This is a genomic window from Geothrix oryzisoli, assembly GCF_022808865.1.
In the GTDB taxonomy this organism is placed as follows: domain Bacteria; phylum Acidobacteriota; class Holophagae; order Holophagales; family Holophagaceae; genus Geothrix; species Geothrix oryzisoli.
On sequence record NZ_JAKZLB010000001.1, the window covers coordinates 1 to 24,638 of the forward strand.

Consider the following 24,638-nt stretch of genomic DNA (forward strand, 5'->3'; position numbering starts at 1 on the left):
GGGGAGGCGGGGGAGGTGGGGGCGGCGCGACCTCAGCCTGCTCGGCGAGATCGATGGCCATGGTCTTCAGGACCTTCTGGCCGGCCTCCGTGTGCTTCGCCAGCTGGAAGGCCACGAGCGCGAACAGCGCATACATGGCAATCGTCGTGGGGATGGTCACCTTGGGGTTGCCCCGCCTGATGGCATCATTCCCGGCGGCGAGGGAGGACTTGTATACCGCGTCCTCCAGCGTCTCCTGGGGAGGTGCCGGCTTTGCAGGGGTTGACTTCTTGGGATCTTTGCTCATGCGACTCCCGTGAAAGATCCAGGGGAAAAAACAGCGAGCCGAACCGACGGGAACATCGATCCGGCTACGGAGATGGAGATAAAGAACTGGGGCAAGCCCAACGGCTAAGATGGCAAAGGGCGGGCGGATGGTCAAGCTGGAATAACGGGCGCAAGCCCCCATGAACAGGGCATTCGGCGTTTTTTTGCTGGGTTTCGCAACACCCATCTGCGTTTCAAAAGGGTGGCATTGTTAATTTTTGTTAAGAAAGTCGGAACTCCCCATGCCGAAGATCACAAGTCCATATTTTTCATTCATCCACGAGTCTGGGGGGTCCTCCGGGGCAGCCCGGGCCGGGAGATTCCACACCTCGCATGGTGAAGTCGAAACACCAGCATTCATGCCGGTTGGGACTCAGGGCACGGTGAAGGGGATCACCCCCGCCCAGCTCCGGGAGATCGGGCCCCAGGTGATTCTCGGGAACACATACCACTTGGGGCTCCGTCCGGGCGACGCCCTGGTGGCCCAGCATGGCGGCCTGCACCGGTTCATGGGCTGGGATGGGCCTATCCTCACGGATTCAGGCGGGTTCCAGGTTTTCTCCCTCGCATCCCTTAGAAAGATGACCGAGGAGGGGGTCACCTTCCAGAGCCACCTGGACGGCAGCCCCCAGTTCCTGTCGCCGGAGCGCAGCCTGGAGATCCAGCGGAACCTGGGCTCGGACATCTGCATGGCCCTGGATGAGTGCCCGCCGGGGCGGATGGAGCGGTCCAAGCTGGAACTCAGCATGGCCCGCACCACCCGCTGGCTGGCCCGGAGCCGGGCCGTGCCCCTCCAGCCCCACCAGGGCCTCTTCGCCATCAACCAGGGGGGCACCCACCTGGACCTGCGCCGGCGCCACCTGGCGGAGGCCCTGGACCAGGACGCGAAGACGCCCTTCCAGGGCTTCGCCGTGGGCGGCCTCAGCGTGGGCGAGCCCAAGCCGGAGATGAACGCGGTGCTGGCGGAGTTCGTGCGGGAGCTGCCGGCGGACCGGCCCCGCTACCTCATGGGCGTGGGCACGCCGGAGGACCTGCTCTTCGGCATCGAGCAGGGGGTGGACCTCTTCGACTGCGTCCTGCCCAGCCGCGAAGCCAGGCACGGCCGGATCCTGACCAGCCGGGGCAAGCTGAACCTCAAGAATGCCCGGCACCGGGAGGCGGACCTGCCCCTGGACCCGGATTGCGCCTGCTACACCTGCCGGACCTTCAGCCGGGCCTACCTGCACCATCTCTTCCGTTGCGGCGAGTTGCTGGGCTTCACGCTGAACACGATCCACAACCTGAGCTACACTGTGGGGCTCACCCGCGCTGCGCGGCAGGCCCTGCTGGAAAACCGCTTTCCGGCGTTCGCCCAGACCGCGCGCGCCCGATGGCAGACCGAGGAGCCCTAGATGATGATGTACGCCCTTCTTCAGCAGCCCGCGACCGGTGGTCCGGCGTGGATCCAGTTCGTGTTCATCGGCGGCATGGCCCTGATGTTCTACTTCCTCCTCATCCGGCCCCAGAGCAAGGCCCGCAAGGAGATGGAGGCCCGCCTGTCGAAGCTGAAGGCCGGCGACGAGGTCGTGCTGACCTCCGGCCTCTACGCCACCATCGACCGCGTCGAGGACAAGCACATCTGGCTCAAGCTCGGCGGCTCGGTGGTCAAGGCCCGGCGGGCGGCTGTGGCGGCCCTGGCCAACGAACCCGAATCCCAGAACTGATCTTCCCGACCTGCCGGGCCGGCTCCAGCCGGCCCGCCTTTTGTTAGGAGCGCCCCGTGACCAAACGGAGCCTCTGGCGCCTCGCCATCGTCCTCGCCGTGCTGTTCGGCTGCGGCTACTTCTTCACGCCCCTGTCCAAGGTGAAACTGGGTCTCGACCTCCGGGGCGGCGTCCACTTCGAGCTGGAAGTCCAGGGCCAGGAGGCCCTCGCGGCCGACCTGCGCGACAGCAAGGACCGCCTCGCGGCCCGCCTCAAGGAGAAGGGCCTTCCGGGCGCCATGGTCAGCCTGGACGGCGATGCCCTCCGGGTGGAGGGCGTGGGCGCCGACCAGAAGGCCACGGTGGAGAAGGTCGCCAAGGATTTCTTCTCCGGCTACACCTTCGCGGCTGAGGGGGATGTCTTCCGGCTCAGTCAGAAGGACTCCTACCAGAAGCAGCTCAAGGATGACGCCAACAAGCGGGCTCTGGAGGTCATCGAGAAGCGCATCCGCGATATCGACCCCGCGAACGTGCTGGAACCCGAGATCACCGCCAGCGGCGCCGAAGGCAACCGCATCGTGGTCGAGATCCCCGGCATCGAGGAGGGCGACCGCGAGCGCATCAAGAAGCTGCTGGCCACGCCGGGTCACCTGGAGCAGCGCCTGCTGGCCAAGGCGCCCCAGCTCTACTTCAACTCCAAGGAAGAGGCCCTGGCCGCCTACAAGGGACAGATCCCCTCTGAGTTCGAACTGCTGCCCGAGATCGAGAGCGAGCGCCAGGCCCGTCGGACGGGCCAGGCCGTGGTGAAGGCCAAGCCCGGTGAAGAGAAGATCAGCCGCTGGGTGCTGCTGGAAAGCCGCGTGGCCGTGGATGGTGCCGACATCATCGATTCGCACCGCGCCTCCAACTCGCAGACCGAGGCCAACGAGGTCAACTTCACCCTCAACAAGAAGGGCGATGATGACTTCGCCCGCCTGACCGGCATCGCCTCCGAGGAGAACCGCTTCATCGCCATCGTGCTCGACCGCAAGATCGTCACGGAGCTGAGCGCCAAGGAGAAGATCATCGGCGGCGCGGTCCGCATCAGCGGCAGCTTCAGCGCGCAGGAGGCCGATGACCTGGCCAGCCAGCTTCGCAGCGGCGCCCTGCGCGCCCCCATGAAGTTCCTCGAGGAGCGCGTTGTGGGTCCCGGCCTGGGGCGCGACTCCATCCACGCCGGCGTGCGGGCGGCCGTCATCGGCTTCGCCGCCATCATCGGGTTCATGGTGATCTTCTACCACTGGTCCGGTGCGAACGCGATCGTGGCCCTCACCGTGAACGTGATCGTGATGATGGGCCTCCTGGGCTCCTTCCGGGCCACGCTGACCCTGCCGGGCATCGCCGGGTTCGTGCTCACCCTGGGCATGGCCGTGGACGCCAACATCCTCATCTTCGAGCGCATCAAGGAGGAACTGGGCCTGGGCAAGAGTGTGCCCGGCGCCATCGACGCGGGCTTCGACCGGGTGTTCTGGACCATCGTGGACAGCCACGTGACCCAGCTCTTCGCGGCCCTGCTGCTCTTCATCTTCGGCACGGGCCCCGTGAAGGGCTTCGCCGTGACCCTCACCGTGGGCGTCGTGGCCTCGCTGTTCACCAGCATCTACATCAGCCGCTACATCTACGACTGGGTGCTGGAGCACCATCCGGGCACCAAGACGCTCTCCGTGGGCACCCACACGTTCTTCAAGGGCTCGTCCTACGACTTCATGAAGTACAAGGGCACGGCCATCGCCATCAGCTGGGGCATCATCCTGATCTCGCTCCTCTATGTGCGGCCCTGGAATCTCACCCACAGCAACCGCATCCACCTGGGCATGCAGTTCGTGGGCGGCAACGACATGACGGTGCGGTTCCGCGGCGCCATGGAGCCCGAAACCATCCGGGCCGCCCTGGCCAGGAACGGCTACACGGACGCCTCCGTCGTGGCCTACGAGAATGCCGACAAGACGATCCGCGACTTCTCCGTGAAGGTGAAAGCCCGGAAGGATGCGGATCAGAAGGACAGCACCATCCAGGCCAACGCCCTTCGCGCCATCTTCAAGCAGATGGACCCCGAAGGCGCGAGCAACCCGCTCCCGGCCATCAACCTCGAAGGCTCCAAGACGCTGACGGACACGCTGGTGAAGGCCAATCCCGCCGGCATCGGTGGGGATGAAACGGCGCTGCAGGCCACCTACACCCCCTTCGCGGAGAAGATCATTGCCGGCCGCGACCGGCTGCCCTCGGGCCTCTACCAGAATTTCGGAGAGCTCCCGCAGGACCTGCCGCAAGCGGTGAAGGACACGGTCCAGAAGAACTACCGCCTGGGTTCCGTGGGCATCCTCAAGGACGAGAGCTTCTCCCCCAGCATCTCCGGCGAGTGGACGCGTAAGACCCTCACGGCCGTGGCCTGGGCGCTTGGCGCCATCCTGGTCTATGTGATGTTCCGGTTCACGGCGAGTTACGCCGTGGGCGGCATCGTGTCCCTGATCCACGACATGCTCATGGCCTTGGCCCTCTTCGCGGCCTTCGGCTATGAGTTCAATGTGCCCGTGGTGGCCAGCTTCCTCACCCTCATGGGCTACTCCATGGCGGACACCATCGTGGTGTTCGATCGAATCCGGGAGAACAGCCACCGGCCGGAGTACCGCCGCGCCACAGTGACCAAGCTGGTGAATGACTCCATCAACCAGACCCTCGGCCGGACGATCCTCACCTCCCTGTCCGTGCTGTTCGTGTCGGTCTGCCTCTGGCTCTTCGGCGGCCCGGCCCTCCATGACCTGGCCTTCCCGCTGGTCATCGGCGTCATCACTGGCACCTACTCGTCCATCTACATCGCCAGCCCCGTGGTGGTGTACTGGGACCAGTGGTTCGGCGGCAAGGACAAGCTCAAGCAGCACGCCTAATGTTCTCCGGGGGGTCCGCGCTGACGCGCACGCCCCCGGACCCCCGAGAAGAAGCCCGGCGAAGCCGGGCTTCTTCTTTGCTCCAGCTGATAGCCGATAACCGAGAGCCCTACTTCAGGTGCTTCTCGAGAAACGCGTAGATCTCCCTGCGGGACTCCTGGGCCAGGGTGGTGTCGATGCGGTTGAAGCTGTGGCCGCCGGGGGCGTCCTGGTAGATCTTGTAGTCGAAGGTCTTCCCGGCGGCCTTGAGGGCGTTGATGAGCTGTTCGACCTCCACCACATTCACGTCTCGGTCATTGGTGTTGGTGTGGATGAGCAGGGGGGTGCGGAGTTTCTGGACGTTCCATACGGGGCTCCGGTGCCGGTATTCGTCCACGGCATCCTTGGGCTCCTTGCCGATGTGGAACTTGGCGGAGAACTCGGCGACGTAGTCCTGGCCCAGGTAGCCCAGGCGCGTGATGAGGTCGGACACGGGCACGCCGGCATAGGACACGGCGAACTTCTCCGGATGGTCGAAGACGGCCATGAGGGCGATGAGGCCGCCGTGGCTCCAGCCCACGATGGCGCAGCGCTTCGGATCCACGGGCAGATGCTCCACGGCCCAGTCCCGGCCCGCCACCACGTCGTCGATTTCCAGGCCGCCATAGTCGATGGCCTCGTAGAAGCCCTTGCCGTAGCCCGTGGAGCCCCGGTAGTCCGGCGCGATCACGATGTAGCCGCGCTCGATCATCTCCCGCACGATGTGCACGTGGTAGGTGCCGAAATCGCCGTGGACGCCGCCATGCGGCAGGACGATGAGGGGCAGCTTCCGTCCCTTCTCGGCCTTGCGGGGCACGAAGACATACTGCTGGATCTTCAGCGGGTGCCGCGCGTTCTTGATGCCGTAGGTCTCCTCGCCCTTCGGGTTCGGCGGGCCGGTGTAGGTCACCTTGTCCACCACTGCCACGTCCGAGAGGCGCTGGAACCAGAGCTGGTCATCCGCGGCCTTCCGCACCGCATCGAGTTCCCAGTTGAGGCTCTTGACGCCGCTCTCCACCCTCTGGAGGCGGTCGGCGCCGGGGTTGGCCTGGCCGTGAAGCGCAGGCGGCAACACGAGGAGAAGGACGGGAAGGCCGGCGGACGGCCTGATCGGAAAGCGCATGGACAGCTCCCATTTTCAGCCCAGCCTAGCGCGGGTGGCCTCGTCACGCGAGGGTAGATCGCCATGGCGGAGTGTGGACAAACCCAGGGGTTCCCTTGACCATCGAGGGTGATTCTTGCCCATCCCGTCTTCCCCGGAGGAACCATGACCCAGGCCTTGAGAGGCTCCGCCGTCGCTGCATCCATCGTGGCCCTTGCCGCCGGGGTGCCGGCCCAGGCGCAGGGTCTGCCGACCCCCATCCTGGTCCGCGCCGACCCCCAGATGGTCTATCCAGGCAGCCCTGGCTGGCTGGATGCCAGCGGCCGCGTGGTCATCACGCTCTACGGGGAGAATCTCGCCCCCAACGATGGCTACAGCCATCCTGCGGGCCCGGATGGGGGCTATCAGCACATCTTCATCCGGGGAGTCTCCCCCCACGGAGATCAGGCGACCCCCTGGGTTCCCGCCACCGCCGCGAACGGCTGCCAGATGTATGGCGGCACCTCCACGAGCGGGCTCAGCCTCGGCATCGATCCGGCCCGCTACCTCAGCGAGCCCGGGAGCCACCTCCAGGTGAAGCTCTGGGTCTCGCTGACGGCCACCGGAGCCGCGGATCCCGTCGGCTCCGGCAGCATGAGCAGCTCCTGGTCGGCCATCAAGACCATCGATGTGGCCCCTGCGGGCGCCACGAAGCCCACTCCCGCATCTTCGCCGTCGGCTCCGTCCGTCATCAGCCGCCTCGTGCCGGCGGACTTCACGCTGGGGGCGCCGGGCCAGGACTACCGCCTGCGCATCTACGGGACCTTCGCCAGCGGGGCCTGCCAGGTCATCTTCAATGGCGACGCCGCGGCTCCAGTGCCCGGTGAGGACGCGGCCGTGGGATACGAGATGACGCCCAACTGGACCTCCACGGGAAGCGACAACGTCTTCCGCGTCACCATCCCCGCGAAGTACCGCCGCTCCACGCCGGGGCAGCTGTCGATCGTGGTGGTGGATCGCGCCGGCCGCGCCACCCAGCCGAAGGCGGTCACCTTCACCGCCATGACGGCGCATCCCGCCGGCCGACCCGCTGTGGGCCTTCCTGCGGCGGTCCGCACCCCGGCTTCCGCCGTTCCGCCCGTGGGCGTGCAGGCTGCGCCCCCGGAGCGATCCCCGGCGATCCAGGTGAAGCTGCTCCCCGTCCCGAAACTCCCGGAGGTGCCCCCCGACGTCGCCGGACGGAGCCAGCGGCTGGCGGCCCGCATTCCGGGCCCGGCCCGACTCCGCTACGATCTGGTCCGGACCGAGGTGCTGCGCGCCATGCGCACGCCCGCCGCGGACCTCCGCACCGTCGCCCAGAACGCGGTCAGGGGCCAGTTCGCGGGGGCCGCGAGTCCCGATATCGAGGCGTTGGTGGCCATGGTCCTGATGGAAACCTCCCGTTCGGCGGAGCAGGACCTTCGGGATGCGCTGGCGGCCATGGAGCAGATCAATCAAGCCAAACAGGCCCAGCGCGACCAGGCCCAGCGCCTGCAGGAACAGGAACGGCGGCTCCAGGCGCCGATGCGGCAGGCCACGCCTGGCGTGGCGGTGGCGCCCGGGCTGCTCCGGGTGGCGTCCAAGGTGCCGCGGAGCGTGACGAGGACTCCGGTCTTGAACCTGGAGCTGCCCAGGCTGGCTCCGGACCTGATCCATCCGCCGGCGCCGCGCCAGGATCTGACGGCCGCCCAGGTCGAGGCGGAACTGGCCAGGACCAAGGGCAACCTGGACGACCTGTCCGAGATGAGCGAGATGCAGCAACTGCAGCTCCAGCAGGCCATGGACAAGCGGGCCAAGGTCATAGAGCTGATTTCGAACATCCTGCGGAAGTTCGCCACCACCGAGGATTCGCTGCTCCGGAACCTCAAGTAGCCTAGTCGCCTTCCCAGCTCACCCAGCCCGCCCGGCCCGGGATCTCCCGGCGGGAGACGGCCTTGGCCGGCGGGTTGGCGGCCTTGAGCTCCGGCAGCCAATCGGCGTGGGTGCGGGCCAGGACGCCGCGCTCGCGCAGGCCGCCGAGGAAGGCGTCGAAGGTCTCGAAGAGGGCGCCACCTTCGACCTCTGTGTGCAGGGCGTACACGTTCAGTGCGTCCTCGCGCACCAGGTCCCAGACCTCGCGGTTCACCTGGTCCGGCGTGCGGCCGTCCAGGCCCAGCAGCTCGTCCAGGGTGGGCAGGGTGGTGGGGATCTGGAGGGTGCTGAGCGCGCGCCCCTTCACGACGGGGTAGAAGGGCGCGAGGCCCCGGCAGTCGCCGGCATAGGCTAGGCCGTAGGCCTCCTGGAGCTCCAGCGTGGTGTCGTTGCAGCGCCAGGCGGGGCTCACGGCGCCCAGGGGCTTCTCGCCGAAGACCGTGCCGAAGGCCTCGTGGGCATTCGCGTACCAGTCCGACAGCCACCGGCGCGACTTGCGGTCCAGCAGGTCGTGGTACTGCACATGGTCCCAGGCGTGGATGCCCACCTCATGGCCGGCCGCCTTCGCGGCCTGCATCTCGGCGGCGGCCCGCTTCCAGATGATGGGCGCAGGGATGAGCACGCCGTACATCATGGTCTTGAAGCCGTAGAGCTTGGTGGCGTTGGTGCGCCGCATCTTGGCCAGGAAACCCTTGCGGAAGATGCGCCGGATGGCTTTGCCGCTGTTGTCGGGACCGAAGCTGAAGTAGAAGCTGGCCCGCATCTGGTGCTTGTCCAGCAGGCGCAGCAGGGTGGGGATGCCCGTGACCGAGCCTTCCAGGGTGTCGACGTCCACGCGGAGGGAAATGGCTTTCATGCTGATTCCTCGAAGCTTCCATTGCACCCGCGAATGGCCCCTCCCACAAGGCATGACTCCCGGAGACTGGGACCCGACCCAGAGGTGTCCGCTCTGGATTCGGACAGGAAACGGGTCCGGACCCGTCGCGATAGTTGGGTAATAACGAGACAGAGTCTCTTGTTCTTGTTTGCCGCGACCATCCCGGGAACGCCCGTCATTCCTGCCTCCGGACAGGCCGCACCTCCCTGCATGAAAAAGGGATTCTGCCTGGCGTTATCCGATCTATGATCATCGCGATCCATTCCAGACAGTCCCATCACATAGGAGGTATCGCCATGCAGAAGTCCCTCCACATCGATCCCAACAAGTGCACGGGCTGCCTGCAATGCGAGATGGCCTGCGCCTGGGAGAACCATCGGAGCTTCACCATCGCCAAGTCGCGGATCAAGGTGTTCACGTTCCACCACGAAGGCCGCTTCGTGCCCTACACCTGCACGCAGTGCGACGAGGCCTGGTGCATGACGGCCTGCCCGGTGGACGCCATCCGCCTGGACCCGGTCACCGGCGCGAAGATCGTGCTGGAGCCCACCTGCGTGGGTTGCAAGGTCTGCACGATCGCCTGCCCCTTCGGCACCATCAACTACGTGGCCTCGTCGGGGAAGGTGCAGAAGTGCGACCTCTGCGGCGGCGAGCCGGCCTGTGCCAAGGCCTGCCCGACCGGCGCCATCACCTATGTGGACGCCGACTGGACGGGCCTCGGCAGGATGCGCCAGTGGGCCGGCAAGACCGACACCAACCCGGCGACAGTGTGAGGAGCGACTGCCATGGCATGGACCAAGAACGTTCTCCGCGTGAACCTCGAGGCCGGCACCTGCACCACGGAGCCGCTGAACCTGCAGTGGGCCCAGGACTACCTGGGCCAGCGGGGCCTCGCCACCAAGTACCTCGTGTCTGAGATCGACCCGAAGATCGATCCCTTTTCCCCCAAGAACAAGCTCATCTTCGTGACGGGCCCGCTCACAGGCACCATGGCCGCCACGGGCGGCCGCTATTCGGTGGTCACCAAGGGACCGCTCACGGGCGCCATCGCCTGCTCGAACTCCGGCGGCTACTTCGGCGCCGAGATGAAGTTCGCGGGCTGGGACATGGTGATCTTCGAAGGGGCCTCGCCCAAACCGGTCTACCTCCTGATCAACGACGGCAAGGCCGAGCTGGTGGACGCCTCCCACCTCTGGGGCAAGACGGTCTGGGAGACCGAGGAAATCATCAAGACCCAGCACCAGGACCCCCAGATCCGCGTGGCCTCCATCGGCCGGGCGGGCGAGAACCGCGTACTCTACGCGGCCATCGTGAACGACCTGCACCGCGCCGCCGGCCGCTCCGGCGTGGGCGCCGTCATGGGGTCCAAGAACCTCAAGGCCGTGGCTGTGCGCGGCACCCGCACTGACGCCTACCACCTGGCTGACCCGGAGGCCTTCTTCGCCGCCACCGAGGCCGGCAAGAAGGTGCTGGCGGCCAACGGCGTGACCGGGCAGGGGCTCCCGACCTACGGCACCCAGGTGCTCATGAACGTCATCAACGAGCTGGGGGCGCTGCCCACGCGCAACCATCGGGACGTGCAGTTCGAAGGCGCCCATGACATCTCCGGCGAGGCCATGCACGAGAAGCGGCCCACGGACGGCAAGGCCAATCTCGTCACCAACGGCGCCTGCTTCGGCTGCACCATCGCCTGCGGCCGCATCTCCCGCATGGATCCCGGCCACTTCAGCGTCAAGGACAAGCCCCAGTACCACGGCGCCTCCGGCGGTGTGGAGTACGAGGCCGCCTGGGCCCTGGGCGCCGCGAACGGCGTGAACGACCTGGAAGCCCTCACCTACGCCAACTTCCTCTGCAACGAGGACGGCTTCGATCCCATCACCTTCGGGGCCACCGTGGGTGCGGCCATGGAGCTCTACGAGATGGGCGTCCTCACCGAGAAGGAGGTGGGATTCAAGCTGCCCTTCGGCTCCACGGAGGCCATGGTCAAGCTGGCGGAGCTGACGGCCAAGGGCGAGGGCTTCGGCAAGATCATGGGCCTGGGCTCCAAGCGGCTCTGCACGAAGTACGGGCACCCGGAACTGTCCATGACCGTCAAGAGCCAGGAGTTTCCGGCCTACGACGGGCGCGCCCTGCAGGGCATGGGTCTGGCCTACGCCACCAACAACCGGGGCGCCTGCCACCTGCGCGGCTACATGGTGTCGCCCGAGGTCCTGGGCATCCCCGTGAAGATGGAGCCCCAGGCCACCGAAGGGAAGCCCGCCATGCTGAAGGCCTTCCAGGATCTCACCGCCGTGGTGGATTCCGCCGGCATCTGCCTCTTCACCACCTTCGCCTGGGGCCTGTCGGACATCCAGCCGCAGATCCAGGCCGCCTGCGAGGGCGACTGGTCCGAGGAACGGCTCCTGCTGGTCGGCGAGCGCATCTGGAACCTGGAGCGGGAGTTCAACCTCGCCGCCGGCTTCACGGCCAAGGACGACAACCTCCCACCGCGCCTGATGAAGGAACCCGCCAAGACCGGCCCGCAGAAGGGCGCCGTGTCCAAGCTCGGCGTCATGCTGCCCGAGTACTACCAGTTGCGTGGCTGGACACCGGAAGGCGTTCCCACCACCGAGACGCGCAAGCGCCTCGGCGTGTGAACGAGCGCAGGTCTCTCATGAGACACCTCATCATCGGAAGCGGGCCCGCCGGCGTCATCGCTGCGGAGACCCTGCGCAAGGTCGCCCCCGCCGCGGAGATCACCCTGCTCTGCGGCGAGGGCGAGCTGCCCTATGCCCGCATGGCCATCCCCTACCTGCTGAAGGGGGAGATCGAGGAGGCTGGCACCCACATCCGGAAGGATGCCGACCACTACGACCGCCTGCGCATCCAGCTGGTGCAGGCCCGGGCCCGGGCCATCGACACCGCCAACCGCACCGTGGACCTGGGCAACGGGCGCAGCCTGCCCTTCGACCGCCTGCTCATCGCCACCGGCTCGCACCCCAGCCTCGAGACGATCCCGGGCATGGACCTGCCCGGCGTCCACAGCTGCTGGACCCTCGAAGATGCCCGGACCCTCCTCGCCAAGGCCCGGCCCGGCACCCGCATCGTCCAGATGGGCGCGGGCTTCGTGGGCTGCATCATCATGGAGGGCCTGCTGTCCCGCGGCGTGGACCTCACCATCCTCGTCCGCAGCGGCTACATGGTGCGCCGCATGATGAACCCCACCGCCAGCGGCATGATCCGCAGATGGTGCGAGGCCAAGGGCGTAAAGATCCTCACCCACACCCAGCCCCTCGGCATCACGGCCGAGGGCGGCGCCCTCCGGGTGGCCCTACCGGAAGGGCGGACCTTGCCGGCGGACCTCTATCTCAGCGCGGTAGGCGTGGATCCCAACCTCGACTTCCTGGCGGGCAGCGGCATCGATGTGGACCGCGGTATCCTGGTGGATCCCACCATGCAGACCAGCGTCGCCGGCATCTACGCCGCCGGGGACGTCGCCGAGGCCACGGACTGCCTCACGGGCCGCCGGCAACTCAACGCCATCCAGCCCAATGCCGTGGAGCAGGGCCGCATCGCGGCGCTGAACATGGCGGGGCAGCCCGCCCAGTTCCGGGGAAGCTTCGTCTTCAACGTGCTCACCACGCTCGGCCTGGTCTCATCCTCCTTCGGGGAGTGGCAGGGCGTGCCCCAGGGGGAGTCCACCGAAGTCCTCGACGAGGCCCGCTACCGCTACCTGAACCTCCAGTTCGAGGGGGACCGCCTGGTGGGAGCGAACTGCGTGGGCTTCGCCGATCACGTGGGCGCCTTCCGGGGCCTCATCGAGGGCCGGGTGCGGCTGGGCAAATGGAAGCAGCGACTCCTGGAGGATCCCACCCGGATCATGGAAGCCTATCTCGCAGCGGCGCATCGCGTGGCATGAAGATCACCTTCAAGCTGTTCGCCTCCCTCGAGGTCCACCTGCCACCCGAGGCCCGCTCCCGCCACCGCATCGACCTGGAGGTGGCCCCGGGCGCCACCGTGGCCGATGTGATCCGCCACCAGGGTGTTCCCCCCGGCCAGTGCGCCATCGTCCTGGTGGACGGAGTCTGGGTGGCGGCGTCGGAATGGGGTTCCCGGGTGCTCTCCGAAGGCCAGGCCCTGGCCATCTGGCCTCCCGTGGCCGGCGGCTGATGGAGCACCGCCTGACGTTGGAGATGACCCTCTCCCGGGAGGAGTTCCTGCGCCTCCTGCCGGGGGCCGTAGGGTCCTTTGGGGGACCTGGCGAGGGGGATGGGTTCGAGGGGCGGGATGGCCCCCGGCGCTGGCGGATCCGGCTCGTCCCTCTGCCGGATCTTCATGTGGGTCGCGTGGTCCTGCCCCGGCACCGTGTCGAGATCCATCTCCAAGGCTACGCGGAGGGGGAGGCGGAGGCCTTCCTGACCCGCTTCCATCGTGGATTCCAGCGGGGCGGAGGCTAGAAAACCCGCAGGTCCCGTATAATCCCCGGATGCCGACCCAACGCCCTGCCGGAATCCTGCGCTCCTTCCCGCCCGTCTTCTGGCTGGCGAACGTCATGGAGCTCTTCGAGCGGGCGGCCTATTACGGCCTCAACTCGGTGCTCGCGGTCTACCTCACGAACGAAGTCGTGAAGGGCGGTCTGGGCTTCACGGAACAGTCCGTCGGCTTCCTCCAGAGCCTGATCTACGCGTTCACCTATGTCATCCCCATCGCGGGCGGGGCCCTGGCGGACCGCTACGGCTACCGGCGCATGCTCCTCTTCGCCTTCTCGATCCTCACGGCGGGCTATTTCATCGCCGGGAATGTCACCTCCTACGGGGCCGTGTTCGCGGGGCTCCTCGTCATGGCCACCGGGGCGGGCCTCTTCAAGCCCATCATCTCCGGCACCCTCGCCCGCACCACCACGGAGGAGAACTCCGGGTTCGGCTTCGGCATCTACTACTGGATGATCAACATCGGGGCCTTCCTGGCGCCCCTCGTCGTGAGCGTGCTGAAGGGCTTCTCCTGGCGCTACGTCTTCATCGCCTCGGCCCTCTATTGCGCGGCCATGCTGATTCCCACAGTCTTCCTCTTCAAGGATCCGCCGAAGCCCGAGAACACCAAGAGCCTGCGCGAGGTGGCCCATGGCGCCGCCCTGGTGCTGGGCGACGCCCGCTTCATGCTGATGATCGTGGTGTACTCCGGCTTCTGGATCCTCTACTTCCAGAACTTCGGCTCCGTGCTCTGGTACCTGCGCGACTTCGTGGATGCCACGCCCGTGAACCGGTTCTTCGCGTCCTTCGGCGTGCCGCTCAAGTTCGACGCCGAGCACGTCACCGTGGTCAACGGCGGGACCATCATCCTGCTGCAGGTCCTCGTGAGCCGCATTGTGAAGAAGATCCGGCCGCTGCCCACCATGGTGTCGGGCATCGTCATCGGCACCCTCGGGTTCCTGTGCCTGGCGGCCTCCACCAACGTCTGGGTGTTCATCCTGGGCATCTCGGTGTTCTCCATCGGCGAGATGACGGCCCACCCGAAGTACTACAGCTATGTGGGCCTGGTGGCTCCGGCGGACAAGAAGGCCGTCTACATGGGCTACGCCTTCCTCTACGGCGTCATCGGCAGCCTCATCGGCTCCAGCCTGGGAGGCATGCTCTACGGCTCCATGCTGAAACCCCTGGTGGGCCAGCCCGGCGGTCCCGCCGCCGCCCGCCTCTTCTGGCTGCTCTTCGTGAGCCTGAACATCCTGGCGGCCGTGGGGCTCATCCTCTACGACCGCTTCTTCGCCGCGGACACGCCGGCCACCAACGAGAAGGCCCGGAAGATCATGCTGGGGATCTATGTCCTGCTGCTGGCCGCGGGAGTCCTGTTCGTCTGGTCGGCGGTCTCCGGGGCGGAGGTCTCCTACAAGACCCTGGTCCAGGCGGTGATCATGCTGGCCCTGGGCGCGGGCGGGGCGATCGTCAGCCTCCGCAAGGGCTGATCCAGAGGCGGTCTCGTGGCATAGCCTCCTCGCCGGACCCTCGCTCCGTGGCCTGCCCCGCGGGCCACTCCGCGATCCGGCGGTCTCGTGGCATAGCCTCCTCGCCGGATCCTCGCTCCGTGGCCTGCCCCGCAGGCCACTCCGCGATCCGGCGGTCGGCTACCCTTGCCGGAACCCCTCGGACCGGTCGGTCCGTCGCGCTTGGATGAAGCGGTGGATCGGCTCGAGGTCCATGCCGGGGGTGGGATTCAGGACCACGCCCAGGCGGGTGGGATAGTCCTGGCCCTCGAGATAGGCCAGGTGCCGTACTTCACCGGGGCAGTGGAGGATCGAGCCATCGGGCAGCACCGCATCGATGTCCACCGGAGCGTGGAGGTCCACCATCAGGACCTCCTCCAGGGCGAGGCCGACCCCGGTTTCCGTGAGGTTCACCAGCAGGGCGTCGAGAACCTGTCCGCCCAGGCCCACGCGGACTTTCAGGGGCGCCTGCTCCGGGGCGGCGACGCGCATGTCGCGGCGGCGGTGCAGCTGGGCGGGTTCATGGGGCCAGTCGAGGCATAGGAGGGTGTCTCCGGCTCCGTCCTGAAGATGCGGGAGGAGGATGGACTCCAGGGTCAGCACTTCCTCCCCCAGCAGCACGGTGAGGGTGACGGGTGTGCCTTCGGCAGGCATGGCGTCCCGGGCGTGGAGGCCGGATAGCTCGAGCGTCGAGCCGGGACGGAAGCTGTGGATGCGGAGATCACCCAGCAGCCTGGAACTGGCGCCCTGGAGCCGGAGGCTCACCACCGCCTTGGTGAGACGGGCCTGGATGAGGAACTGTTCCAGGACGGGGGCCGACAAGGAGGAATGTCCCATGGGGTGGTGCCTTTCAAATGCCTTGGCTCAGTCTGTCTGCCAGGTTCGAATGGAGCCCGGCAGCCAGGATGGCCTTGGCGGCGCCATGCACATCGTAATCCAGGCGGTGGAGGCGCACTCGCCGCCGCTTGGGGTCGTATGTCATGAAGGAGACTCGGGGATCGCGGTCCCTGGGCTGGCCCACGGAACCCGGATTCGCCAGGTACCGGCAGTGGGGTTGCATCTGGAACCAGTCGCCGGGCTGGAGGCAGATCCAATTCAGCCGGCCCTGCGCCTCGTCCAATTCGAAGCAGCCCGGCAGGTGGGTGTGGCCGAAGAAGCAGAGGGGTCCCTCGAAGGCGTCGAAGGCCTGGCCGATCTCGCGCATGTGAAGCAGGTAGGCGTCTTCATCCACCGGCGACCCGTGGGCGATCTGGTAGTCCTCGCCCACCCACAGCGGTCCCACCGGCAGGTCGGCCAGGAAGCGCCAGTTGTCCTGGCGAAGCTTCTCCCGGGTCCAGTCCGCCGCCTGCCGGGCGGGCAGGCTGAAGGCGTCATAGGGTTCGAGCCCGGCGCAGACCTTGTCGTGGTTGCCCCGGACCATGAACCGGGGCCGCAGCTCCCGCACCTTGTCCAGCAGCTGGTTGGGGTGGGCCCCATAGCCGACCAGGTCGCCCAGGAGCACGAAGCGGTGGATGGCCCGCCGCCGCACGAACCGCAGCACCGCACGGAGCGCGTGCAGGTTCGAGTGCAGGTCGGAGAGGATCAAATCCACTGGGATATTCCTGGGGAGGAACTCCAGTCTACCAAGCCGCCACTAGGGCGGAGACAAGATCCTCCGGACCCCGGCCAAAGGGCAGCAGGGTGGGCGCAAGGGACCAGGCCGCGGCCCGGGCCGCGCACCGGGCCATGAAGGCGCTCCGGCCCTGGGCCAGGGGGCGGCGGGGATCGTGGCCCACCCGCCCCCAGGCCCGGACCGGAGGCTCGGCCAGCCAGAGAGGGGAAAATCCGGCGACGGCCACGAGGTCCCGGTTGGCCGGGGCCTCCCAGGCGCCGCCGCCCAGGGCCACCACGGCGGGGGTGGCCAGCAGGGGGGACAGGTGGCTGGTCTCCAGGGTTCGGAAGGCCGCTTCGCCCCGTTCGGCGAAGATCACACTCACGGGAACGCCCTGGTCCGCCTCGATGCGATCGTCCAGGTCGTGGAAGGGCAGGCCCAGCCGCTGGGCGAGGATCCGGCCGAGGGTGCTCTTGCCCGCGCCGCTGCCCCCCAGGAGCACGATGCCCTGGCCAGGGCGGAAGGGTGGCCGGACGCGCCACCGTTGCCGCTGGACCTCCCAGCCGAGGGTCGCGGGATCGGTGGACTGGTGGACTTCGCCCACCATCGCGAGGGCCTCCGCTCCGGCCTCGAAGCAGGGGGCGGCGTCCGCGAGGCCGAGGCCCCCGATGGCGACGGGGGCCAGATGCCTGGCCCGCAGCGCCGCACAGCCTGCCCGCAGTCCTTCCAGACCGATGGGCGCGGCGTGGTCGGACTTGGTGGCCGTGCCCCGGAAGGGGCCCACTCCCGCGTGATCACAGGCCGGATCCACGGCCTCCCATTCCGCGGGGGCGTGGGTGGAGGCGCCCACATGGCAGGCGCCCAGGCCCGGGAGCCCGATCGCTTCGGAAGCTGGCAGGTCCTCCTGGCCCAGGTGCAGGCCCCAGGGCGCCAGCCCCTCCCGGGCCGCGAGCATCGCCAGATCCGTCCGGTCATTCACGCAGATGAAGGGCCATCCGCCGTTCGCCGCCGCGTCGGCCAAGGCGGCCCGGAGTTCCGTCCACTGGGCCTTGGCATCCAGGGGCTTGCCCCGGAACTGCACCAGCGGGAAGCCCGCCTCACCCAGCCGGCGAACCTGCGCGGACAGGGCTTCCGGGCGCGTGGCGTCGGTGATCGGGTAGAGGGGCGGGAGGGGAAGCATGGGACCTCAGTCTACAGAAAGCCCCTTCGACCCCGGACCCAACCCTTCAGGCTGCCTCGCCCTCCGCGAACTGCAGCCGCACCAGCTTGGCGTACACGCCGTCCTGGGCGATGAGGGCGTCATGGTTGCCGCGCTCCACGAGGGCACCCTGGTCCATGACCCAGATCTCGTCGGCATCACGGATGGTGGACAGCCGGTGGGCGATGGTGAAGGTGGTGAGGCGGTGGCTCACATGCTCGATGACGTTCTGGATCTTGGCTTCGGTCTCGGAGTCGATGTTGGCGGTGGCCTCGTCCAGCAGCAGCACGGCGGGCTCCAGGTAGAGCATCCGCGCGAAGGCCAGCAGCTGCCGCTCGCCGGCGCTGAGCTTCTGGCCGCGCTCGCCCACCTGAGTGTCCAGACCCTGGGGCAGGCGGCCCACCAGGTCCTTCAGCTGACTCTGCTCCAGCACCGAAGCCAGGCGCGCCTCGTCCATGGGCCGGTCCAGCACGATGTTGTCGCGCAGCGTGCCGGAGAAGACGAAGACATCCTGGAGCACCAGGCCGAAGAGGTCCCGCAGGCTGCGGATCTTCAGGTCACGCACGTCCACGCCGTCCACGGTGATGCGGCCTTCATGCACGTCGTAGAACCGCATGAGCAGGTTGATGAGGGTGCTCTTGCCGGCGCCCGTGTGGCCCACCACGGCCACGCGCCGGCCCTTGGGGATGACGCCGCTCAGGCCGCGCACCACCTTCCGCCCGCCCTCTTCGTAGGCGAAGGTGACGTTCTCCAGGCGGACTTCCCGGGCGAAGGTCGCAGGCTTGGCGCCCGGCGCCTCGGGGATCTCCTCCTGGTTGTCCAGCAGGCGGAAGATGCGCTCGCTGGAGGCCAGTGCGGTCTGCATCACGTTGTAGCGCTCGGCCAGTTCCCGGATGGGCCGGAAGAAGCGCCCCGACTGCTGGATGAAGGCCAGCAGCAGGCCCCAGGTGATGGCCCCCGCCTGGAGCTTGAACCCCGCATAGAAGATGAGCGCGGCCAGGGTGGCGGAGGTGATGAACTCCACCACGGGGAAGAACACGGCGTAGGCGAAGATCGTGCGGAGAAAGGCCTGGAAGTAGTCCTCGTTGAGCCCCTTGAACTGCTGATCGCTGTGATGTTCCTGGGCGTTGACCTGGACCAGGCCCATGCCCGAGATCTGCTCCTGGAGGAAGGCGTTGATGCTGGCGTAGCGTCGCTGGGTCTCGCGGAAGGCCTCGCCGGCGCGGCGGCGGAAGATCTCGGTGGCGACCAGCAGGAAAGGCAGGATCCCCAGCGCCACCAGGGCCATGCCGGGGTGGGTCCAGAACATCCAGGCCACGATGGCCAGCAGGGACAGGGCATCCCCCACGATGGCGACAAAGCCCGAGGCGAACATCTCGTTCAGGTTCTGGACATCGCTGGTGACGCGGGTCATGAGGCGGCCCACGGGGTTGCGGTGGAAGAACTCCGTGCTGCGCCCCATGAGGTGCGCGAAGAGCTGCACCCGCAGGTCGAGCATGGCCCTCTGGCCCACCCGGGCCAGCAGGAAGTAGCGGGCGAAGCTGACCAGGAAGCCCGCGATGAGCACCCCGAAGAAGCCCGCGATCATGGGGGCCGCGCCCCTCAGGCTGCCCTGGCTCATGAAGCGGTTGATGAGCCGCAGGGTCAGTTCCGAAGGCATCACCTCCAGGAAGGCGCCGAAGGCCATCAGAACCAGCAGGGCGAGCAGCGCCGCCCACTGGGGGCGCAGGTACCCGGCCAGGCGCCACAGCAGCGTGTGGCGCATGGGCCGCTGGTCCATGCGGTCGGATTGGAAGAAGGCTCCCTGTTCGGACATGGGCCCATTCTCCCACAGGCGGCCGGATTCCTGCGGGATCCGGGACGGATCCCCGCGGCGCCGGTAAAGTAGAGGGATCGCCGGAGACGACATGGGCCCCTGGATCACCGCCTTCCTCGCCGCCACCCTCGTGGCGCAGGCGCCTCCTGCGGGGTCGACGGCCGAATCGCGGCTGCGCCGGGAGGTGGCGTTCCTGGCCTCACCGGAACTCAAGGGCCGGGGCAATGGGTACCCGGAACTGGACCGGGCCGCCGCCCACCTGCTCCGGGAGTGGAAGGCCCTGGGCCTGAAGGCGCAGATCCAGCGCTTCCCCTTCATCGCCAAGGTGGTGCGGGAGGAGCAGGGCGCCCTCCTGAGCCAGGGCGAGACTGGGCGCACGCTGGCCTGGGGACGGGACATCGAGGCCTTCGGCTACAGCGGGGACGCGGACTTCCGCATGAAGCCCCTCGCCTTCCTCGGCTATGGCGTCCGGATCCCCGGGGGGTACGACGACCTCGCCGGGATCGAGGTGAGGGACCGCGTGGCGGTCATCGCCCGCACCCTGCCGGATACGGAGGTCTTCGCCCACCTGCCCCGGGGCGAGCGGAGCCTGCTGGCGCGCATCAAGCGCCTGGAATCGGCCAAGGCGGCCGCGGTGCTGGTGCTGGAGGACGGCCCGGCCCGCCCGCTGCAGCGGGAGGAGGGGCCCGTGCAGCTGGCCATTCCCGTGCTCAGCCTGGGCGCGGATGCCATCGGCACGGCTTGCGGAGACCTGCAGGCCCGCTTCAAGGCCATCCGGGAGACCGGCCGGCCCGCCAGCCAGGACTTCATCTATGCGCCCTGGACGACGCTCACGCTGAGGCTCAAGCTCCGTCGCGAAGAGGCCCAGGTGCCCAATGTGGTGGCCGAGATCCCGGGCCGCGACCCCAAACTCAGAAAGGAATACATCGTCCTCGGGGCGCACCTGGACCACCTGGGCCTGGGTGAGCGCCACAGCCTCGGCGGGGCGGAGGCCCGCGGGCAGGTGCATCCCGGGGCTGATGACAACGCCTCCGGTGCGGCCCTGGTGGTGGAACTCGCCCGGGAACTGCGGCGGCCCCGGCCCCGCCGGTCCATCCTGCTGCTGCACTTCGGGGGCGAAGAGGAGGGCCTGCTGGGTTCCAGCTACTGGATCCAGCACCCCACCCATCCGCTGGAGTCCGTGAAGTTCATGTTCAACTTCGACATGGTGGGCCGCCTGGATGCTGCGTCGCCCAGGCTGTTGATGGGCGGCCTGGGCGCCCCGAAGGCGGCCCTGGAGGCCGCGAAGCAGCTGGCGCCGGAGGGCTTCGCCATCAGCGCCGACGTGGGCGCGGCCGTGGGCGGTTCGGACCACATGAGCTTCTCCCAGGCGAAGATCCCCACGTTCTTCTTCTTCACGGGGATCCACGGCGATTACCACCGGCCCACGGACACCGCGGACCGCATCGATTTCGCCGGCCTGGCGAAGCTGGCCGGCTACGGCCGGACCCTGGTGCTGGATCTGGCCAATGCGGATGCGCTGCCGGCCTTCGACCCCGACACCGCCAAGGTGCCGATGCGGGGCGATGGCGGACCCATGCGGATCGCCTTCGGCACCCTCCCCGACTACGCGGACAACCCCCGGGGCTTCCGCATCAACGGGGTGTCCAAGGGATCCACCGCCGAGGCCCTCGGGCTCCAGGGGGGCGACATCATCATCCGGTTCGGTGACCGGCCCGTGAGGTCCATCTACGATTTCATGGATGCCCTCGGCGCCCATAAGCCCGGGGACAAGACCATGGTCCAATGGATCCGGGGGGATCACACCATGCAGGCCGAGGCCACGCTGAAAGGCCGCCCATGAGGCTCGCCACGCCCACCGGATTCGCCACGGAGGTCTTCATTCAGGAGACCCCGGACCCGTCGCTGCTGCCCGAGGGCCCCTGGACCCTCGTGGGCGACGTCCGCCTGCGTGAGGCCTGGACGGGCGCCGGGCTGCCCGAGCCCAGCCACGCCCTCTGGGTGTCGGTCGCCGAGGACGAGAAGAAGCTGCGCACCATCCTCCCCTGGCTGGAGCACTGGGCCCGGGTGCCGCTGCACCGTGAGGCGACCGTGGTGGCCCTGGGTGGGGGGGTCCTGTCCGACATGGCGGGGTTGGCCTCGGCGCTCTACCTGCGCGGTGTGGCCTGGCAGGTGTGGCCCACCTCCCTGCTGGCCATGGCGGACGCGGCCCTGGGCGGCAAGACCGGAGTGGACCTCGCGGCCGGGAAGAACCTGGTGGGGGCCTTCCACGCCCCCCGCCGCCTCGTGGCCTGCACGTCGTTTCTGGCGAGCCTCCCCCCCCGCCACCTGGAGAACGGCCGCTGGGAGTTGGTCAAGACCGCCCTCATCCAGGGCGAGATGGCCTGGGCCGCGGAGATGCTCCAGGACGGTCCCGTGAAGATCCCCTGGGTGGAGCGGGCCCTGGCCTACAAGGCCGGCGTGGTGCATCGCGACCCGCGCGAGGCGGGCGAGCGGCGGCTGCTCAACCTCGGCCACACCCTGGGGCACGCCCTCGAGGCGGCCTCCGGCTACGGCCTGCTGCATGGCGAGGCCGTGGGGCTGGGGCTGCTGGGCTCCTGCCTGTTGGCCGAGGACCTGGGCCTGAAGCCCTTCCCGGCCGCGTTTCTCGAAGCCCTGGCGCACCGCTTGGCCCCGCTGCTGCCCCTGGTCGCTCCCTGGTCGGCCTGCCTGCCCCTGCTGCTCCGCGACAAGAAGGCCAAGCATGTCCCGGGGGCGGCCGGGGATGAGCCGGCCACCGAGATCCACTGCATCCTCCCGCGTTACGGGGAACCGGCGATCCAGCGCACACTGGCACCGCAGGTCTGGGAGTCCCCACTGGCCCGTCTCATCGACCTGCTTGACCGGGAGGCTTCCCGTGCCTGACCTGCGGCTTCCTTTCCTCGCGGCCCTTCTGGCGGCGAGCCTGGCCTCGGCGCCCTCTGAGGACGTGCGGGCGATGATGCTGCAGGCCCGGGCCCTGCAAATCCGCGGAGGGGGCTCAGACCCCGCTGCGGCCGTGACCATCTACAAGCGTGTGGCCGCCCTCGTCCCGGAGAGCGCGGAAGTCCACCTGCGGCTGTCGGAGGCCCTGCAGGAGAACGAGGACGCCCAGGGCGCCCTGGCCCCGGCCCGGCGCGCCGTGGTCCTGGCCCCCCGCAACGCCGAGGCCCGGGCGCATCTCGGCCTGCTGCTCTACCAGCTGTCCCAGAAGGACGAGTCCTTGTCCGCGGATGCGGCCCGGGAGCTGCGGGCGGCGACGGCCCTGCTGCCCCAGGACCCCGAGCTGTGGGCGCGGCTGGGCGAAGTGTCCGAGCGGCTGAAGGACGGCGAGGGCGCCATGCGCGCCTGGCTGCACCTGGGCCGCCTCCGCCCCAGCTTCCAGGCGGCCTGGGAACGGGCGGCCATCCACGCCCGGGCCCTCCAGAACTATGAAGGCCGGCGGGAGGCGGTGCTGGCCCTCAACAACACCCGCACCCCCGATGAACGCCACCTGCGCATGCTGGAGGACCTGGCCCGGGACCAGATCCAGGCGGGCTACCTGGCCCACGCCGAGGAGAGCTTCCTGCTGCTGGCCCGGCACCTTCCCCGGGAGCCGGGTCTCTGGGAGAACGTGGCCCTGGTGCGGATCCAGACCTCCCGGTTCGAGGAGGCTCTTGACAGCCTGGGCAAGGCGGAAGCCCTCAAGCCGACGCCCCGGACGACCTTCAACTCGGCCCGGGCCCTCATGAACCTCGGCCGGTTCCAAGAGGCCGAGACCCGGCTGGCCGGGCTTCTCGCCGACAAGATCCAGGAGGACTGGATCGCCGACGGCTCCCAGGCCCTGTACGCGGAGGCCCTGCTGCTCGAAGGGAAGGGCGGCGCCCTGCTGACCTTCCTGAAGGAGCATCCGGGCCGGCCCCAGGTTGCGGGCGAGCTGCAGGTGTTCACCTGCCAGGCCCTCATCAGCCGCAACGACTGGAAGAGCGCCCTGGTCGCCCTGAAGGACGGCATCACGCGGTTTCCCAAGGTGCCCTTCTTCCAGCAGGCCGCCCAGCTGCCCCCTGAGTATCTCGAGTACCGCTTCTTCGCCCGGAAGGAGACCCGGGCCGCCCTGGAGCAGCTCCACCTGGAGGGCATGGCGGCGATCTGGTCCGAGTTCCGGCGCTGGGACAAGTGCCTGGAGGCCCTCGAGAGGGCCAGGACCCTGGGGCCCGTCCGGAACGTGGACATCCTGATCATGCAGAGCAGCGCCTACGAGCAGGCGGGACGCACCGACGACTCGCTGCGGGTGCTCCGGGAGGCGCAGAAGGCGAATCCCGGGAATCCGATGGTGCAGAACAACCTGGGCTACCTGCTGCTGGAGCAGGGGCGGGATCTGGAAGAGGCCGCGACCCTCATCGAGGCCAGCGCCAAGGCCACCCCGGACAACGGCAATGTGCTGGACAGCCTGGGCTGGGCCCAGTTCAAGCTGGGGAAGCTCGCCGAGGCCGAAGCCACCCTCCGCAAGGCTGCGGAATTGAGCCCCTTCAGCCACGAGGTGCGGAAGCACCTCGGCGAGGTGCTGGTCAAGCGGGGCAAGCTGGCCGAGGCCGCCGAGCAGTGGGAACGAGCCCTGGCCTTCGTCTTCCCGGACCGTCCGGCGCTCGAAAAGCGGCTGGGGGAACTCCGCATCCGCCTGGCCCGGGAGCGGGCCCGCGCGGCGGAGGAGACCCAGACCGCCGCCCCGGACGCCCTCCCCGATGACGATGACGAGGAGCGGCCATGATGCCTCTGCAGACCCCTCCGGCCGCGGCGGCACCCGCTCCCGCGGTACCGGTGCGCGCCCAGTACGGTTGGGGTTATTCCGGCGCCGGCGGCGAGGGGACGGGCACCTTGAACCTGCTGATGGAGCCTGCCTCCGGCCATCTGGTGGCGGAGCTGCACGGGCTCGGGGAGCGCCTGCTGCTCCTGGAGGGGGACCGGGCCTCGGGCTACCGGCTCCAGGTGCCCCGCCAGAAGGTCGACCAGCGGGCCGCCACCCTGGCGGAGCTGCCGCTGCCCTTCCTGCCCCAGGTGGCCAGTGTCGAGGCCCTGCTGCGCCTGTTGCGCGACGGGGAGGGCCCCGGCGTCTCCATCCTGAAGAAGGACGCATTGGGACCCCTGAAGCTCCACTGGCAGGGCAGGGATCCCCAGGGCAAGGACGAACAGGTCTGGCTGAGCCGGAAGCGCTGGGACGGGCCGAAGTAGAAGGGCCCGCGCG

General features: G+C 68.4%; 21 protein-coding genes. 14 read left to right on the plus strand and 7 right to left on the minus strand.

All coding sequences use genetic code 11. The annotated features are described in order from the left end of the window. Positions 1–286 (minus strand): hypothetical protein (locus MLE43_RS00005; protein ID WP_243300573.1); only part of this gene is annotated, 286 nt, incomplete at its 3' end. 262 nt (positions 287–548) lie between these two features. Here MLE43_RS00005 and tgt point away from each other — a divergent pair. Genes tgt through secD form a run of 3 tightly spaced genes read left to right on the plus strand, consistent with a single transcriptional unit; the run spans position 549 to position 4,912 of the window. After that, entirely contained in the window at positions 549–1,697 is a 1,149-nt protein-coding gene (gene tgt / locus MLE43_RS00010) for a tRNA guanosine(34) transglycosylase Tgt (RefSeq protein WP_243300574.1), read from the plus strand. After that, positions 1,698–2,009 (plus strand): preprotein translocase subunit YajC, encoded by a 312-nt coding sequence (gene yajC, locus MLE43_RS00015; protein ID WP_243300575.1) that lies wholly within the window; start codon positions 1,698–1,700, stop codon positions 2,007–2,009. A 56-nt stretch (positions 2,010–2,065) separates the two neighbouring features. Next, a complete protein-coding gene (gene secD / locus MLE43_RS00020) occupies positions 2,066–4,912 on the plus strand; it encodes a protein translocase subunit SecD (protein ID WP_243300576.1) in 2,847 nt (948 codons plus the stop codon). A 109-nt stretch (positions 4,913–5,021) separates the two neighbouring features. On the opposite strand, the gene MLE43_RS00025 is transcribed toward secD, so the two are convergent. Continuing rightward, positions 5,022–6,053 carry an alpha/beta hydrolase family protein gene (locus MLE43_RS00025; RefSeq protein ID WP_243300577.1) on the minus strand — a complete coding sequence of 344 codons (1,032 nt, stop codon included), beginning with the start codon at positions 6,051–6,053 and terminating at the stop codon, positions 5,022–5,024. A 144-nt stretch (positions 6,054–6,197) separates the two neighbouring features. On the opposite strand from MLE43_RS00025, the gene MLE43_RS00030 reads away from it, so the two are divergent. Next, positions 6,198–7,922 (plus strand): hypothetical protein, encoded by a 1,725-nt coding sequence (locus MLE43_RS00030; RefSeq protein ID WP_243300578.1) that lies wholly within the window; start codon positions 6,198–6,200, stop codon positions 7,920–7,922. A 1-nt stretch (position 7,923) separates the two neighbouring features. Here the strand turns inward: MLE43_RS00030 and MLE43_RS00035 are convergent, their stop codons facing one another. Continuing rightward, positions 7,924–8,817: a polysaccharide deacetylase family protein gene (locus MLE43_RS00035; RefSeq protein ID WP_243300579.1), complete on the minus strand. Its 894-nt coding sequence runs from the start codon at positions 8,815–8,817 to the stop codon at positions 7,924–7,926. A gap of 317 nt (positions 8,818–9,134) precedes the next feature. Between MLE43_RS00035 and MLE43_RS00040 the strand changes: the two genes are divergently transcribed. Genes MLE43_RS00040 through MLE43_RS00065 form a run of 6 tightly spaced genes read left to right on the plus strand, consistent with a single transcriptional unit; the run spans position 9,135 to position 14,776 of the window. Then, positions 9,135–9,611: a 4Fe-4S dicluster domain-containing protein gene (locus MLE43_RS00040; RefSeq protein ID WP_243300580.1), complete on the plus strand. Its 477-nt coding sequence runs from the start codon at positions 9,135–9,137 to the stop codon at positions 9,609–9,611. Between the two features lie 12 nt (positions 9,612–9,623). Then, entirely contained in the window at positions 9,624–11,474 is a 1,851-nt protein-coding gene (locus MLE43_RS00045; RefSeq protein ID WP_243300581.1) for an aldehyde ferredoxin oxidoreductase family protein, read from the plus strand. Between the two features lie 17 nt (positions 11,475–11,491). Next, positions 11,492–12,736 (plus strand): NAD(P)/FAD-dependent oxidoreductase, encoded by a 1,245-nt coding sequence (locus MLE43_RS00050; protein ID WP_243300582.1) that lies wholly within the window; start codon positions 11,492–11,494, stop codon positions 12,734–12,736. Beyond that, entirely contained in the window at positions 12,733–12,987 is a 255-nt protein-coding gene (gene thiS / locus MLE43_RS00055; RefSeq protein ID WP_243300583.1) for a sulfur carrier protein ThiS, read from the plus strand. Before MLE43_RS00050 ends, thiS begins: the two co-directional genes overlap by 4 nt. Beyond that, positions 12,987–13,274 (plus strand): hypothetical protein, encoded by a 288-nt coding sequence (locus MLE43_RS00060; protein ID WP_243300584.1) that lies wholly within the window; start codon positions 12,987–12,989, stop codon positions 13,272–13,274. The genes thiS and MLE43_RS00060 overlap by 1 nt, the downstream gene beginning before the upstream one ends. 29 nt (positions 13,275–13,303) lie before the next feature. Then, positions 13,304–14,776: an MFS transporter gene (locus MLE43_RS00065; protein ID WP_243300585.1), complete on the plus strand. Its 1,473-nt coding sequence runs from the start codon at positions 13,304–13,306 to the stop codon at positions 14,774–14,776. Positions 14,777–14,935: 159 nt separating this feature from the next. Here MLE43_RS00065 and MLE43_RS00070 read toward each other — a convergent pair whose 3' ends face one another. Genes MLE43_RS00070 through MLE43_RS00085 form a run of 4 tightly spaced genes read right to left on the minus strand, consistent with a single transcriptional unit; the run spans position 14,936 to position 19,399 of the window. Continuing rightward, a complete protein-coding gene (locus MLE43_RS00070) occupies positions 14,936–15,631 on the minus strand; it encodes a PilZ domain-containing protein (protein WP_243300586.1) in 696 nt (231 codons plus the stop codon). A 13-nt stretch (positions 15,632–15,644) separates the two neighbouring features. After that, positions 15,645–16,385 (minus strand): metallophosphoesterase family protein, encoded by a 741-nt coding sequence (locus MLE43_RS00075; protein ID WP_243300587.1) that lies wholly within the window; start codon positions 16,383–16,385, stop codon positions 15,645–15,647. A 28-nt stretch (positions 16,386–16,413) separates the two neighbouring features. Continuing rightward, positions 16,414–17,565: a shikimate kinase gene (locus MLE43_RS00080; RefSeq protein WP_243300588.1), complete on the minus strand. Its 1,152-nt coding sequence runs from the start codon at positions 17,563–17,565 to the stop codon at positions 16,414–16,416. Positions 17,566–17,611: 46 nt separating this feature from the next. Then, positions 17,612–19,399 (minus strand): ABC transporter ATP-binding protein, encoded by a 1,788-nt coding sequence (locus MLE43_RS00085; RefSeq protein ID WP_243300589.1) that lies wholly within the window; start codon positions 19,397–19,399, stop codon positions 17,612–17,614. A 91-nt stretch (positions 19,400–19,490) separates the two neighbouring features. On the opposite strand from MLE43_RS00085, the gene MLE43_RS00090 reads away from it, so the two are divergent. From MLE43_RS00090 to MLE43_RS00105, 4 genes are read left to right on the plus strand one after another with little or no spacing between them, the layout of a single operon-like run. Beyond that, positions 19,491–21,242, plus strand: coding sequence for a M28 family peptidase (locus MLE43_RS00090; RefSeq protein ID WP_243300590.1), 1,752 nt, complete (start codon positions 19,491–19,493; stop codon positions 21,240–21,242). Beyond that, the gene (locus tag MLE43_RS00095) at positions 21,239–22,303 is read left to right on the plus strand and encodes a 3-dehydroquinate synthase (protein ID WP_243300591.1); all 1,065 of its coding nucleotides are present in this window, start codon (positions 21,239–21,241) and stop codon (positions 22,301–22,303) included. The genes MLE43_RS00090 and MLE43_RS00095 overlap by 4 nt, the downstream gene beginning before the upstream one ends. After that, a complete protein-coding gene (locus MLE43_RS00100; RefSeq protein ID WP_243300592.1) occupies positions 22,296–24,164 on the plus strand; it encodes a tetratricopeptide repeat protein in 1,869 nt (622 codons plus the stop codon). Before MLE43_RS00095 ends, MLE43_RS00100 begins: the two co-directional genes overlap by 8 nt. Next, positions 24,161–24,625, plus strand: coding sequence for a hypothetical protein (locus MLE43_RS00105; protein WP_243300593.1), 465 nt, complete (start codon positions 24,161–24,163; stop codon positions 24,623–24,625). The genes MLE43_RS00100 and MLE43_RS00105 overlap by 4 nt, the downstream gene beginning before the upstream one ends. Positions 24,626–24,638: the final 13 nt, after the last annotated feature.